Here is a 13,461-nt window from a genome sequence, read left to right on the forward strand (position 1 = left end):
CTCATAAGCCGGAGGCTTCGATGATGAGGGGCTGGGGATGTCGGCATTGGGGACAGACCCAGTTCAGGGTATACGGATTTCCCACCGACGGGGTATCGACAGTGAGATCCCCAGGCTCGTTACCGCACCGCCCGCACTTGATCCGGAAGGTGGTTTTTTCCGTATCCGCCTTAACCAGTCCCGCGCCTTTGATGGACAACTGAAGCTTGCCCACCTGGACGGTTTCCCGGGTTCCCCGGGGCAGTCCCAGACACCCGCACAGCGACACGGCAAGCCCGATCAACACTCCCATGGCCATCACAGACCGGACCCTGCGCTTCATGTTTCGCCCCTTTTTATTTATTTCTCGAAATACGTATAGCCGCGGATTCCCACCTTGTAGTCTTTGACAAAGGTGTTCTTTTCGCGGTGGGTGATCAAGCCGTTCTTCGCCGCCTTTTCGGCACGGGCCTTAATGGTCTCCACCATGCTGTTCGGGCTGTATTCCATGTACTCCAGGATCTCATCCACCCGGTCGCCCTTGATCTGCGTCGCTTCATCAATCCGGCCCTTGTCATCAATCCGCACATGCAGCACATTCGTGTTCCCGAGCAGGTTGTGCATATCGCCGATGGTCTCCTGATAGGCCCCCGTCAGAAAGATCCCCATGTAGTAGTCGCGCCCATCCCATTCATGGAGCGGCAGGACATGCTTCACGTCATGCAGGTCAATAAACTTATCGATCTTGCCGTCTGAATCACAGGTGATGTCCGCCAGCACCGCCTTGCGCGTCGGACGCTGATTCAAGCGGTGGATCGGCATGATCGGGAATAGCTGATCAATGGCCCAGAAATCGGGAATGGACTGGAAAACGCTGAAGTTCCCGTAATAGACATCCGCGGTGGCGGCGTCCAGTCCCTCCAGTTCATCCGGCGTATACTTCCGCCCCCGGGTCATTTCCGACACCTTGCACACCACATGCCAGAAGATGGTTTCCGCCAGCGAGCGCTCGCGCAACGAGATATTCCCGTGGAGGAACAGGGTGCGCAACTCATCCCGGTAATAGACGGCATCATGATAGGCTTCCTGCATGTTGCGCGGAGAGAGGGAGTGACAGACTTCCATCAGGTTCTGCAACATCTCATGCGATTCCGGCGATAACTTCTCGGGAATCCGCAGGGGCTCAAACCGGCGCACATCCAGGATATTGAAAATCAATACGGAGTGATGCGCGGCCGTGGCGCGGCCGGATTCAGTCACAATGGTCGGGTGCGGCACCCCGCATTCATCCAGGGTATTCATCACCGTTTCCACCACCACCGAGGCATATTCGGCCGTGGAATAGTTGGTGCTGCAGGCAAAATTGGTATGGGAGCCATCATAATCCACCGCTAGCCCGCCGCCCATGTTCAGGATCCCCATGCCCGCCCCTTCCCGTACGAGCTCGACATAGAACCGGCACGCCTCGCGCAAGGCATTCCGGACGCGCCGGATATCTGACACCTGGCTCCCCAGGTGGTAATGGAGCATCTGGAGGCAATCCAGCATCTTGTGCTGGCGCAAGCCGTCCACCACCGCGATAATCTGGCTGGCATCCAATCCGAATTTGCTGCGGTCCCCGCCGGAGGAATCCCAATGTCCACCGGCACGGCTGGACAGTTTTGCGCGGATCCCCACCACCGGGCGGACCTTCAGCCGGTGGGCGCGTTCGATAATCAATTCCAGCTCACTGGGCATTTCAATCACCAGAACGGTCCGGGTCCCCATCTTGAGCGCCTGCAAGGCCAGATCCACAAACTCCTCGTCCTTGTACCCGTTGCAGATGACAAACGCCTCGGGGTCCTTCATCAGGGCCAGCGCGGCAATCAGTTCGGCTTTGCTACCGGCCTCAAGCCCGTGATGGTATTCGCGCCCGTATTCCGTAATGTCGCTCACCACCTCATCCTGCTGATTCACCTTGATGGGGAACACGCCGCGATACTGCCCCTGATAGGCGGCATCGAAGATCGCCCAGCGGAAACTCTCGTTGATCTCTTTAATACGGGAGGCCAGGATGTTGGAGAAGCGGAGCAATACCGGCATATTCAGGCCGCGGCTGTGACACTCATCAATCAAATGCATCAGACTGACTTCGGTCTGGCTCTTGGGTCCGTTCGGGCGGACAATCACTTCCCCCCCGGGCGTCACATCGAAGTAGCCCTGCCCCCAGTTCCGGATCCCGTATAAGTCAGCGGAGTTCTCCGCCGTCCATCGCGTCAACGCTTCATGCCTCATAAGCCCTATCTCCTCTACCCTGCCGCCTGTCGGAATTAATCCCGCGCCATCGAGCCCAGTTTCAAGTCCGGGAACGCCAGGAACGTCACTTCGAACATCACACGATAATCCGACGCATGCTGGGTTCCATCATCCCGGGTATACTGGGGCAGATAACTCCCGCCCAACGCCACGGACATGCAATCGTATTTGCGGGTTACAGAAAGTCCCTGCTCTTCCAGGATGGAGGTCTGGAACTCCATCCGGTCATAGATCCCGAATTCCCAGCGTTTATTCGGCATCCAGGCCAGATCCGTGATCAACAAGCTGCTGTAATCCACCAGGTAACGCTGCTCCACACTCGCCCGCCACGAGTCCTGTGTGAACCGGGCCTGGGTATTGAAGGTCTTGATCTGATCGGCATACAAGTCGTAGGTGCCATCCATATAAATCTGACACCATGAGGCCAGGTTGAACTCCGCCTTGAGCCCCACCTCCGACATCGGCTGATCCCGGTCGGCCTCTTCGAAGCTGTAGGTGGTAAAGACATCCAGATCGGCAATGTCGCTCACCTCTTTCTGCCGTTTGGTCTGGAGCCGGTTGCGCAATCCAAACCGCAAGTCATTCCGGCGGTCCAAGGCATCAATTTCATCGAACTGATACAGCTGGCCGGGCCTCAAGTTGGGTTCAGGCACAAACGTATAATCCGTGTAAGGCTCCACCACGTGCCGCAACCCGGTGCCGAACATGTTCTCTTCATTGTTCACCACTTTAAAGGCGCGAAGCGACGTCTCAAGCCCGACATTGACGAGCGAGCGCAGATCGCTTCCCCTGGAATTAGCCACTCGTGAAACATTCGTCGTCGTCCCGCTGGTCACCCCCCCGCTGCTGTTGGACGTCACCGTGCTGACGAGCTGCGTGACGCTCCCCCAATCCACCGTTTCCGTATAATACGTCGCCCGGTAACCGGTACGCGGGGTCACATTCAGGAACCCGAAATGACGGGTGGGATAATACAGTTCATGACTGGTGTCCGCCCGACCCGAGGAATAATCCTCCGATCCGGAGCCATCCGGATACAGCTTCTGCAGATACGCCACCGAGTTCCGGCTCTCATAGTAGAACGGGGAATCGGCAATCTGAATCCGCTGCACATCCACCGACAACTCAGGCACGCGGTCAACGGCTTCGAAGAAATCATTCAACCGTTTATAGACTGACAAACTCACCGTCACATTATCTTCCCGGTGGACATAGGTGGCAAAGTTTTCAGGCTGGAAACTATTGCGATATTCCGACTCAAAGAAGTCCTCCAGCATGTACTGGTCGCTGAGATAGGTGAAATCCGTCAGGAAATAGTCTTTGCTGCCGAAGGTTTGCGTATGATCAAACGTCAGGCGATACCGTTGGGAGTCAATCACCTCATTGCGATGGCCCTTGTCGAAATCCTTCTGCACGCCCTGGTCATCGGTATAGTACCCGTAGACACGGCCTTTACCCGTATCGGCATCGTTGACCCACCCTATTTCCTGACCGACCGCCGGACCCCGCTCGACCCGGTAGTCCATGTGGGTAATACCCCTCAGATTGGGTGCCATCCAATACTTGGTCGACGTCAGAAGATAAGGCCCCATCCGGCTCTTATATCCGGCCTTCGCGGAAACCCCGACCGAACGGTCACCCAGGGAACTGTACCAGTAAGGCACATAGAACAAGGGGATCCCCCCGAACCGAAGCACCATGTGCCGGGCGACAAAATGGTCATTGGGGTAGACTCGCACCCGGCGGCAGTTCATGGAATAGTGCTGATGCGCCGGGTCATTGGTACAGGTGGTGACCACCGCGTGTTCCAGCAGGAAATAATCATTGGTCCGGGTGGCCGACTCCGCCGTCATGCGGAACGGGTCATACATCGCATCAAATCCACCCGTCGACCAGGTGCCGTCCTTGAGATTGTAAGAAAAGGTCTCGCCGCGCCACTCCGCCGTCCCCTTGGTGAACACCACATTGCCCGAAGCCAAGGCCGTTTCAGCGACTTTGTCGAAAACAATGGTGTTGGCCGTCAGCTTCTCATTGCCGCGGATGACTGTTACGCCACCTGAGGCGATCATCTTCTTGCCACCCTGCTCAAAGTCCACGCTGGGGGCAGAGACGTCCACAGGGATGGCCGAAGTCGGTGAGAACCCGCCCAATAATCCGAAGGGATTCGAAGCCGCCTGGACCAGGCCGGCGGAAGCGATAAACAACACTGTAATCCTTAACCATTTCATCGGCACTTTTCTCCCGAATCTAACGAAATTTAGCAGGCACCTTACACCAACTTCCCCACCAATGCCAGCGCATTCACGGGCGGAACCAAAGCCGCGTCATCCCAGTCCGATCAGAATGATCCCCACAATGATCCCGATCAGCGCGTATGCCTTGCGCCGGATATTCTTTTCCTTGAAAATCAGGGCCCCCAGACCGAATGACACCAGCACATTCCCGCGCCGGACGACGCTCAGCATGGCAATGAGGGAGCCCGGCAGGGCCAGGGCATTGAAATAACAGTAATCCGCTACCGCCAGCAGGAGCCCGATGGCGGGAATGGTCCAGCGCCATTTGAACGGCGTATGCTGGCGCCGTTGGGGCCACCAGCACAAGACAAACACCAGCCCCAGAATCACCACCAGATAAAGACTGAAATAGGCCTGCACCACCATCGGGGCATAGCGGCAGAGCAGATACTTGTCGTACAGCGAACTGACGGCGCCTAAAAAGGTTCCCAGCAACAGGAGTCCGACCCAGCCATTGCGGGCAAACCGGATGCCCTCTTTCTGGCCTGCGAGCGAAAGGGCAAAATAGGAGCCTATTGCCGTCAGCATCCCGCACCAGCCCAGCAGTGAAAACCGTTCCGAGAAAAGGATCATGGCCCCCACCAGGGTCAACACCGGCTGAGCCGCACGGATGGGCGCCCCCAGGGTAAGCGGGAGATGTTTATAGGCAAAGTAGGCACACACCCAGGAAGCAGCGACGATCAGGGATTTCAGCATCAACAAGCCGTGCACCCGCCATGGGACTGACGCCACATAGGCCCGGCCGAGACCCTCCTGCCCCACCCACTGCGAAAGCAATGTCAGCACCGCAAACGGCAGGGCCGTGGACACTGTCGCCAGAAACAGGACGGGAAGAACGGCATTTTCCCTCAAAGACGCCTTTTTGCAGACATCATAGAGCCCCAGAAATACCGCGGATATCAGGCCTAGAATCAACCACATGATGGGCGCAGGGTAGGGAGAGCCCCCCGAAAAGTCAATGGCATGGCTCCAGCAGAAAATAATGACTTGATAATCAGCGGGTTATGTACAAACTTCCCCCTCTTCATAATAAGATTTTAATAAGGATAGGTGTCATGGTGGTACGGCTTGAAGATCTCGGTAAAACGGTGCGGGAAACCCAATATGCTGTTCGTGGGCCCATTGTTGCACGCGCCGCCGAGCTGGAGCGCGATGGGCGCGAAATCATTTACTGCAATATCGGAAACCCCCACTCTTTCGGCCAGAAGCCGCTGACGTGGATCAGGCAGGTTCTGGCGATTCTTTCGTATCCGGATTTGCTGATCAGCGGCAAAGACCTGTTTCCCGCCGATGTGGTCGAGATGGCCGGGCGGGTCCTTCAGCAGACCAGGCATGGCTTTGGCGCTTACACCGAAAGTAAAGGCCTGTGCTTTATCCGCGAGGCCATCGCCAAGTTCATTGAAAAACGAGACGGCATCAAGGCTGATCCCGAGACCATTTATCTAACGGATGGAGCCAGCAAGGGCGTTCAGGCGATTCTGGAAGTCCTGATCTCCTCTGAGCGTGACGGGATTATGGTCTCCATCCCGCAGTACCCCCTCTACTCCGCCACCATCACCCTGTACGGGGGGCGTCGGGTTGATTATTACCTGGATGAAGCCACCGGTTGGAAGTTAACTCTGGAACAACTGGAGCAGGCCCACCAAAAGGCTGAAAAAGAAGGCATCCGGGTACGCGCCATTTGCGTCATCAATCCCGGCAATCCCACCGGAGCCGTTCTGGACGAGAAAAACATCGAGATGGTGATCCATTTCGCACGGAAGCACCATCTCGCCATTCTTGCCGACGAGGTGTATCAGGATAACATCTACCTGAACTCGGACTCGTTTATCTCATTTGCCAAGGTGCTGGAAAAGAACCACATCAAAGATGTCTCGCTGTTCAGCTTTCACTCCTGCTCAAAGGGGCTTCTGGGCGAATGCGGCATCCGCGGAGGATATTTCGAGTGCCGCAATATCCCGGATGAGGTTCTGTTTGAAATCACCAAGATGCAGTCGGTCTCCCTGTGCGCCAACACCGTCGGCCAGGTAACCACCTTTTTGATGGTCAGCCCGCCTCAACCCGGCCAGCCCTCGTTTGAAAGTTATACCGGGGAACGTGCCGAAGTCCTTGAATCCCTCCGGATCCGGGCCAAAATGGTGGCGGACGGGCTCAACCGGATTCCGGGAATCAACTGCCAGCATGTCGCCGGCGCCATGTACGCCTTCCCCCGGATCACCCTCCCAAAAGGGATGACCGATGATCAGTACTGTATGCGCCTGCTGGAGGAGACCGGGATCTGCGTCGTGCCCGGCTCCGGGTTCGGCCAGGCCCCCGGCACGTTTCACTTCAGGACCACTATCCTGCCCCCGATCAATAAGATCGAGGCGGTGATTGAAAAGCTCGCCCAGTTCCAACTGAAGATCATGCGGTAACGCCACCACGCGGAGTGATGTCATTACGGAATGAACAACAGGGACTTTCGGCATCAGCAAAACCCTGATGCCGAATCAGGGTTTTGGCCATTGCGGAGGGGCAAATTTATTGCGATAGTGGTTGCAGTCAACGGACGAGGTGGCGAGTCTCCCCCGATATCGCAGCCCCCCTGTGATAGATGAATTCAGCCGTTCCTCCGCAAGTAACGGCAACAGCATCCTCACCACCTCCCGTTGACTTTTCGTTTCTTCCGATCCAACGCCGACCTGCTTTACCGCATCTTGACCTCCCCGCCTCTTTCCGTCATGCTTATGGATATGAAACCACTCCAAAAGGTGTATTCCTGCCAGCTTCCCTTTGCACAGGTGTTTCAGTTCAAAGTGACGTTGCTCGGGACCGATCCTCCTGTCTGGCGCCGCATTCAGGTGCCGGGATGTTATTCTTTCTGGGATCTGCATTGCGCCATCACCGATGCGTTCGGATGGCTTGACTACCATCTCCATCTCTTCACGCTTCGCAACCCCAGGACCACGATGGAAGACCATTTTGGAATTCCTGATGATGGAACTTGCGGAATTGATGATTCAGAAATGATGGGATACATCACATTGCCAGGCTGGAAATCCAACATTTCCCGCTACTTCACCTTGAAGCCAGACAATATTCAGGCCGATTACCTGTATGATTTCGGGGACGGATGGCATCACAGCGTCACATTAGAGGAGATTCTCCCCAAGCTGGACGGCGTGGCCTACCCCTGTTGCACAGGCGGGGAAAACGCCTGTCCGCCGGAAGACAGCGGCGGGGCCACAGGCTACCGTCGGTTCAAAAAAGCCATCTCCTATCACAATGCGGTCGATCATGATGCTTTACTGAACTGGGCGGGCGGTTGGTTTGACCCTGACTGGTTTGAGATGGGGCTGGTCCGGTTCGGAGACCCGCGTCTGAGATGGGAAATCGCCTTCCAGGATAAGCCGTGCCCTAAACATATCAGGATGGTTCAGTATCATCGCATGAAGAAAAACTGAAACAAGGTGATCAAAATCCAAAAGGAGAAAATGAATGAATGACATCGCGCCTGTTGAAGCCATTGATGCCGTCGTGGCTGCCGATTCCCTGGGCTGGCATTCGATCGTGGAGGGCAGTGATGATTACCTGTTGAAGATCATGAAGGGCAAGTGTTGCGAACATTGTGGTGACAGCAAAGACCTTTCATTCAAAATATCCGCTAAAACCCTGACCATTCGCTGTGCCTTTTGTCATTGCGTGCATATTTTCCCCATCGAAGTTTTCGACACATAACGCCCCGGGGCAACCACAGAAAGCAGCTTGAACATGGATAAGATCAGATCTTGGATGGCCTGGATTTACCAGATTATTCTCGGACTGATGCTTGGCTTTCTGGTCGGATTTCTGGTGGCCATCAAGCCGAGTCGCGGAAGCGGGATCCTGAAAAACAGCGATACCCTCCCTTTTGTGCTGGGCATGGGACTGCTGTTTGTCATGATCGTCACCCGGTTTTGCAGCCGGATGGATAGAGAGCGAGCGGAGACCACGTCCCGCACCAACCCTGAAGCTAAAGGAGCCCCTGCGACACTTGATATCAGTAAACTGTTTTCGCTGATCGCAGGGATTGCCGGGATCGGCCTGATGGTGATGTCCTTCCTGAGAACCTTTAAGATCCTGGCCCGATAGCTTTTTGAATACCTGGATTCACGGTGATGAAAATCTGATATGGCAATGACATGGTTTTTCCGGTTGGGAAACCGGAGAATGCAGGCAGAAACAAGAAAGGAGAACAGATATGGTTAAGAAAATAATGGCGGGTGTGGTGATGGCAGTGGTGTTGGGCGCGGCAACCTCGGTGATGGCGGGTCCCGGAAAGACCTACCAGGTAACAGGTCCGGTTCTCGAGCTGACTGATGCCAAGATCGTGGTCGAGAAGGGCAAGGAAAAGTGGGAGATCATCCGCACTGCGGATACCAAGGTAGCCGGTGAACTCAAAGTCGGGGCCAAGGTGACCATCGAGTACACCATGACGGCCACCGATGTAAAGGTCAAAACCGACAAACCGGCGGCCAAATAAGTACTACCTAAGAAGGCGCGTTTGTTTGAAACGGGACTGACTTCTTCAAGTCAGTCCCTTTCTTTTGATTGGATTCCGGACAACTATCTCATCCGCGCGTTTTCGGGGCGGGAGGCGGTTCCGGAGACTCTACCACGAAATCGGCCACTTCCTGCTTCGCCCGCTCGAAACAATCCGGGCAGAGTCCGTGGCTGATCCGGGCCAGGGAATAGTCTTGAAGGTATTGATCAAGATGGGCCCACGCTTTCTTATCAACCCGCATTTTCCGGCAACTTGAACAGATGATGAGCAGTCCCCTGATGATCCGCTTCTGCTGGAGATAGGTGTGCCCAACCGTAATGATGGCAACGAGGATCACCCCGATCGTCAGAACACAGCCCCTGTAAAAGTGCGGATTCTCCGGGCAGACCCCAAACCACAACGCAGATAAATCCAGGACTTCATTCACCCAAACGAGCAGGATCATCATGACAAACGCCAGCAGTTGCCAGAACGCCACCATGAAAAACCCATCCTGTTTCAGGCGGGAAAATTTATGTTTAAACGGTTTATGAATCATATGGTCCTGTGGGGTTATCCATAATTGCCCCTCTGCTGAATCAAAATCTTCAAAAGAAAATACCACCATCCTCCTGATCTCGCAACCGCCTTTCTCACGGCCTAGACAATGGGCCGAGGGCGCATGGAAGAACGGTCGGGGGGGGGCGCAGACCCGAGAAGGGAATTGGCTGGAAACAATAAGACCGGCGGAAAGCGCCATGTTCTCAGCTATTTCAGGAGTATGCCTGTTAAGCAAATCACTCCGCCCGTTACAACTAACACAGGCCCGGCAGCGAACCTGATCATGGGAACCATTGTCAGGAAAGTGCCGATCGCAAACACGCATCCACCAATTATGATCATCGTGTGTATAAATTTCTCACGCCGGTTGATAATAAAAAAGTCAACGGGAAGTGGTGGGGATGCTTGCCGGACATCTTGCGGAGGGCACGGCTTCATCTACCAAAGGGGGGTTCGGTATCGGGGGAGACCTCACCACCTTCCGTTGACTGCGGATATAATGCGCCGCGGACGGATATTCAGCAATGGGTAAAATCCTGAATCAGCATCAGGGTTTTGCTGATGCACGCCCTTCATCTAAAACCAAAGGAAATGGTCGCCCCCCATGATGAAACAGCCCGACAGCATTAGGCCTGACGCGACCAATATCAAGACCACCACAATATGAAATATGTTTTTGCGTGTATTCATAACGACCCGGCCTTTATCTTATCCATTTCGAGGGCAGTTCTTCTTCTGTCCTCTTCATCCATCAAATCCGACCCATAAGAACCAATATGAGCAGGATCAAAGCCACAAAGCCCAATCCCCCACTTGGATAATATCCCCAGTTCTTGCTATGAGACCATGTGGGCAATGCCCCCACCAGAAGCAGGATTAATACAATTAACAGGATTGTTCCGACATTTATCGTTCCGATGAACATAGTTTTTCTCCTTTTTGATTGAGACCAGTTTACATGATAAACGGATTTCGTTTGATGGGGTTTAACCCTACCAAGATAACGGAACCCCGTTGGTCGAGATGGGGCAAAACAGTCTCTCAGCAGCCACAGCGGCTCACCGGGACGGTTCGCCCTACCCAATCCCACACTCATCACGTGATGTTAATCAGGTAGGGCGAGGCGTCCCTGCCGAGCCGTCCTTATGAGGCGGACACGAGTCTATAGGTATATTTCTTCAGCAGATTTAAGAACGGTTCTGCTGATAGACAAAATATTCAGGGAAGCGTATTAATTAGCCTTATGAGACAAGAGTTCCTTTATATCTCTCGTCCGGGACAAATGATGACAAGAACAGGAGTGAGACAATGATACGTCTATCTGCAAAGCTGGGTGTGGTGGCAATGATCCTGATGGCGGGAATCCTGTCGGGCTGTATCGATAACACGACCGTGGTCGAGGTCCGGAAGGATGGCAGCGGCATGGTGTCGGAAGTGACCTATATGAGTCCCGCCATGGACCAGATGATCAACCAGATGATGCAAGGCCTGATGTCCGGAATGTCCAACACCACCTCCGGGGCTGAAGGAAAGGCTGAGCTCAGTGTCACGAAGTCGGGTAGCGCCAAGATGCTGGATCGCAAGCAGTACGAGATTAAAGCCATGCAAATGGGGGACGGCGTGTCGGTGGCCAACGTATCCGAGGTAACCCGCAAGGATGGGGCCAGCGGGGTCCGGGTGGATTACAGCTTCAAGGATATCACCAAACTCAAGATAGAGTCTGCCTCATCCCCTGAGGCAACCCTGGGCGTCGGTAGCGGGGGAATGGAAACTGAGAAACCGGCAAAAAGGAATAAACCCATGACATTTGCGTTTACGGCCGGACCCACCGCCAAACTGATCATCACAATGCCGCCCGATGAAAGCGCCGCTCCAGGCGGGGCGGCCGGCTCCGTCGTGATAACCGAGACCAATGGGGTTGCCAGGGGCGATGAAAAAGGTCAGCCCGCTTCAGAGCCGAATGATAAAGCCATGGAGAACTCGATGAGATCCATGCTGAAGGATTTCCGCATGTCACTCCGCATCAAGGTGGATGGCGAGATCCGGAAATCCAATGCCGCCTTCATCCAGGTCGGCGGTACCAGCCACAAGAAGCAATATGTCACCCTGTATAATGTGGAGCTCGGCAAGATCATGAGCGACCCCGGACTGTTCGCGAAATATGGCAGCAAACTGGAAGAATTACAGTCGATGGGTGATTCGCCGGATGCCAGGAAGATCCTGATGGATCTGCCCGGCATCCAGATAGAGACTGAAAAGAAGATCGAGATTGAGTTCCAATAATTCCTGTATTTAGAATTCCCAGCCCGCGTTGAACCAGACTTGCGCATCGGGTGAATCCGATGTCACGCCAACCAGCGGGGCGAAGTTCATGGTCATCTGGGGAAAGGGCCTGTACTGAATGCTGGGGCCAATCAGGACGGAATCTTCAAATTCGCCCCGGGCTTCCTTGGTGTCGGTGAAAGCGGCCTTGCACTCGCCGCCCACCGCCAGTTTGTAATCCAACACGCTATAGCTCAGGCCGCTACAGATCTGATATTCCCGCTCCAATTCGCCGCCGGTCTCGCATTCGGCCACGAAGTTTACCCCCCAGTGCCAACGTTGGGCCAGCTCCCCGCCAAACAGGATCTTGGGCTCGATCTGGTCCGGCCCATACTCGCGGTCATGCCGGATCCATTCCAGATACAAGGTCGGGTTCCCGGGCAACCGGCCCCAGTCGGCCAAGGCATAACGGAGTTCCAATTGCTCGCTGTTGTAGATTGTCCCGTCGCTACCGGACTGGTCGGTGCGGGCATAGATGTCGAGCTGGAACCGGTGCGGCAATCCGAACTCGGCCTCGTACAGGCTCCGGTAACTCGTCGTCCCATCCTTTTCAAACGTTGTTCGCAACCAGTATTCAACGTCCATCTTCCCTTCCGGAATGATATAGACACGGGTCGTGGGAAAACGCCGGGTGGCCGCCCAAAGCGGTTGTTCATATGACCCGATGAGCCCTTCCTCCCGCAACGCGGGAAGCCGCGTCGCATTGACCTGAATGACCGGGTATTCCCAGGAACGGTAGCGGGTTTCCACGGGCTGAGGCTGGGGGGCAGGTGCCTGGTTTCGCATGGCATCAGCCGGGTTGGCGATCTGAGCCGTACTGGCGCCGGCAAAAACCATCAGACCAGTCAATACCGCCATCACTTCACAAAGGGGCTTCGATTCTCTCATTGGTTCTCCTGTTTAAATTTGAAAGTATAAACGTGAGCAATGAGAAAAAGGTTCACCACCTATTTTAAGTGCCAGGGTGATATGTTGAGAACCTGCCGATCATGCGCAGAGCAGGCGTCAAAGTGGCATCTGAGCGAGACACCTTTACAGGTTTTTCAACAATTCCATGAGGTTATAGACCGCCTGCCCATGCCCCTGATGAAGGAAGAGGCCGACCTGGGCGATGAGGGAGTAGGCAAAGGCAAATTGGGCCAGAGCAAAGAGGGCGATCGTGAACTGACTGAGGCTGATGAGCCCGATCCCGAACTGCGAAATGGTGATGAGTCCCACCGCAAACTGGCCGATGGCAATCACCCCCCGGGCAACCACGGGCACCTTATTGGGCCGGTACTTGAAGGAGATATGCACCAACGGAAGCCCGAATATCTCCGTCGGGGATTTATATTCATATCCCCAGCCATCCCACTTTTGCCTGGCAGGATGAGGCGCCCCGCAGCTTGGACAGGCAAGCGCCTCCTCACTCACAACATGTTGGCAACAACGACAGTGTTTCATGGGAATCATCATAGGATTTTCGATGGATACGGCAACAGGGAAAAGGTCCAGGGCAGATGCATCTAA

The 13,461-nt window shown here is 54.9% G+C and carries 14 protein-coding genes; 6 read left to right on the plus strand and 8 right to left on the minus strand.

Translation table 11 applies throughout. The annotated features are described in order from the left end of the window. Position 1: 1 nt before the first annotated feature. From WCS52_16980 to WCS52_16995, 4 genes are all read right to left on the minus strand, one after another. Positions 2–322 carry a hypothetical protein gene (locus tag WCS52_16980; GenBank protein MEI6168877.1) on the minus strand — a complete coding sequence of 107 codons (321 nt, stop codon included), beginning with the start codon at positions 320–322 and terminating at the stop codon, positions 2–4. A 17-nt stretch (positions 323–339) separates the two neighbouring features. Continuing rightward, the gene (speA, locus tag WCS52_16985; GenBank protein ID MEI6168878.1) at positions 340–2,253 is read right to left on the minus strand and encodes a biosynthetic arginine decarboxylase; all 1,914 of its coding nucleotides are present in this window, start codon (positions 2,251–2,253) and stop codon (positions 340–342) included. A gap of 35 nt (positions 2,254–2,288) precedes the next feature. After that, entirely contained in the window at positions 2,289–4,502 is a 2,214-nt protein-coding gene (locus WCS52_16990) for a hypothetical protein (GenBank protein ID MEI6168879.1), read from the minus strand. Between the two features lie 96 nt (positions 4,503–4,598). Beyond that, positions 4,599–5,489, minus strand: coding sequence for an EamA family transporter (locus WCS52_16995; GenBank protein ID MEI6168880.1), 891 nt, complete (start codon positions 5,487–5,489; stop codon positions 4,599–4,601). Positions 5,490–5,623: 134 nt separating this feature from the next. On the opposite strand from WCS52_16995, the gene WCS52_17000 reads away from it, so the two are divergent. The 5 genes from WCS52_17000 (at position 5,624) to WCS52_17020 (ending at position 9,069) form a co-directional block, all read left to right on the plus strand. Beyond that, positions 5,624–6,982 carry an aminotransferase class I/II-fold pyridoxal phosphate-dependent enzyme gene (locus tag WCS52_17000; protein ID MEI6168881.1) on the plus strand — a complete coding sequence of 453 codons (1,359 nt, stop codon included), beginning with the start codon at positions 5,624–5,626 and terminating at the stop codon, positions 6,980–6,982. A 318-nt stretch (positions 6,983–7,300) separates the two neighbouring features. Then, positions 7,301–8,011: a plasmid pRiA4b ORF-3 family protein gene (locus WCS52_17005; protein ID MEI6168882.1), complete on the plus strand. Its 711-nt coding sequence runs from the start codon at positions 7,301–7,303 to the stop codon at positions 8,009–8,011. A 34-nt stretch (positions 8,012–8,045) separates the two neighbouring features. Next, positions 8,046–8,285 carry a hypothetical protein gene (locus WCS52_17010; GenBank protein MEI6168883.1) on the plus strand — a complete coding sequence of 80 codons (240 nt, stop codon included), beginning with the start codon at positions 8,046–8,048 and terminating at the stop codon, positions 8,283–8,285. A gap of 33 nt (positions 8,286–8,318) precedes the next feature. Next, positions 8,319–8,678, plus strand: coding sequence for a hypothetical protein (locus WCS52_17015; protein ID MEI6168884.1), 360 nt, complete (start codon positions 8,319–8,321; stop codon positions 8,676–8,678). 139 nt (positions 8,679–8,817) lie between these two features. Further along, complete coding sequence (locus tag WCS52_17020) at positions 8,818–9,069, plus strand: hypothetical protein (GenBank protein MEI6168885.1); 252 nt, start codon at positions 8,818–8,820, stop codon at positions 9,067–9,069. 88 nt (positions 9,070–9,157) lie between these two features. Here the strand turns inward: WCS52_17020 and WCS52_17025 are convergent, their stop codons facing one another. After that, the gene (locus WCS52_17025; protein ID MEI6168886.1) at positions 9,158–9,628 is read right to left on the minus strand and encodes a hypothetical protein; all 471 of its coding nucleotides are present in this window, start codon (positions 9,626–9,628) and stop codon (positions 9,158–9,160) included. Positions 9,629–10,381: 753 nt separating this feature from the next. Continuing rightward, a complete protein-coding gene (locus tag WCS52_17030; GenBank protein ID MEI6168887.1) occupies positions 10,382–10,540 on the minus strand; it encodes a DUF3309 family protein in 159 nt (52 codons plus the stop codon). A 398-nt stretch (positions 10,541–10,938) separates the two neighbouring features. Between WCS52_17030 and WCS52_17035 the strand changes: the two genes are divergently transcribed. Then, positions 10,939–11,913 carry a hypothetical protein gene (locus WCS52_17035; GenBank protein ID MEI6168888.1) on the plus strand — a complete coding sequence of 325 codons (975 nt, stop codon included), beginning with the start codon at positions 10,939–10,941 and terminating at the stop codon, positions 11,911–11,913. Positions 11,914–11,922: 9 nt separating this feature from the next. On the opposite strand, the gene WCS52_17040 is transcribed toward WCS52_17035, so the two are convergent. Both WCS52_17040 and WCS52_17045 read right to left on the minus strand, forming a co-directional pair. After that, on the minus strand, positions 11,923–12,840 hold the full coding sequence (locus tag WCS52_17040; protein ID MEI6168889.1) for a hypothetical protein: 918 nt from the start codon (positions 12,838–12,840) through the stop codon (positions 11,923–11,925). Between the two features lie 144 nt (positions 12,841–12,984). Next, on the minus strand, positions 12,985–13,395 hold the full coding sequence (locus WCS52_17045; GenBank protein ID MEI6168890.1) for a zinc ribbon domain-containing protein: 411 nt from the start codon (positions 13,393–13,395) through the stop codon (positions 12,985–12,987). Between the last annotated feature and the right edge of the window lie 66 nt (positions 13,396–13,461).

The organism is bacterium, from assembly GCA_037128595.1.
GTDB lineage: Bacteria > Verrucomicrobiota > Kiritimatiellia > CAIKKV01 > CAITUY01 > JAABPW01.

Coding starts and splice junctions, on each gene's coding strand:
- WCS52_16990 (MEI6168879.1), bottom strand. CDS start 4,502: ATGAAATGGTTAAGGATTACAGTGTTGTTTATCGCTTCCGCCGGCCTG.
- WCS52_17035 (MEI6168888.1), top strand. CDS start 10,939: ATGATACGTCTATCTGCAAAGCTGGGTGTGGTGGCAATGATCCTGATG.
- WCS52_17025 (MEI6168886.1), bottom strand. CDS start 9,628: ATGATTCATAAACCGTTTAAACATAAATTTTCCCGCCTGAAACAGGAT.
- WCS52_17020 (MEI6168885.1), top strand. CDS start 8,818: ATGGCAGTGGTGTTGGGCGCGGCAACCTCGGTGATGGCGGGTCCCGGA.
- WCS52_17040 (MEI6168889.1), bottom strand. CDS start 12,840: ATGAGAGAATCGAAGCCCCTTTGTGAAGTGATGGCGGTATTGACTGGT.
- WCS52_16980 (MEI6168877.1), bottom strand. CDS start 322: ATGAAGCGCAGGGTCCGGTCTGTGATGGCCATGGGAGTGTTGATCGGG.
- WCS52_17015 (MEI6168884.1), top strand. CDS start 8,319: ATGGATAAGATCAGATCTTGGATGGCCTGGATTTACCAGATTATTCTC.
- speA (MEI6168878.1), bottom strand. CDS start 2,253: ATGAGGCATGAAGCGTTGACGCGATGGACGGCGGAGAACTCCGCTGAC.
- WCS52_17010 (MEI6168883.1), top strand. CDS start 8,046: ATGAATGACATCGCGCCTGTTGAAGCCATTGATGCCGTCGTGGCTGCC.
- WCS52_17005 (MEI6168882.1), top strand. CDS start 7,301: ATGAAACCACTCCAAAAGGTGTATTCCTGCCAGCTTCCCTTTGCACAG.
- WCS52_17045 (MEI6168890.1), bottom strand. CDS start 13,395: ATGAAACACTGTCGTTGTTGCCAACATGTTGTGAGTGAGGAGGCGCTT.
- WCS52_17000 (MEI6168881.1), top strand. CDS start 5,624: ATGGTGGTACGGCTTGAAGATCTCGGTAAAACGGTGCGGGAAACCCAA.
- WCS52_16995 (MEI6168880.1), bottom strand. CDS start 5,489: ATGTGGTTGATTCTAGGCCTGATATCCGCGGTATTTCTGGGGCTCTAT.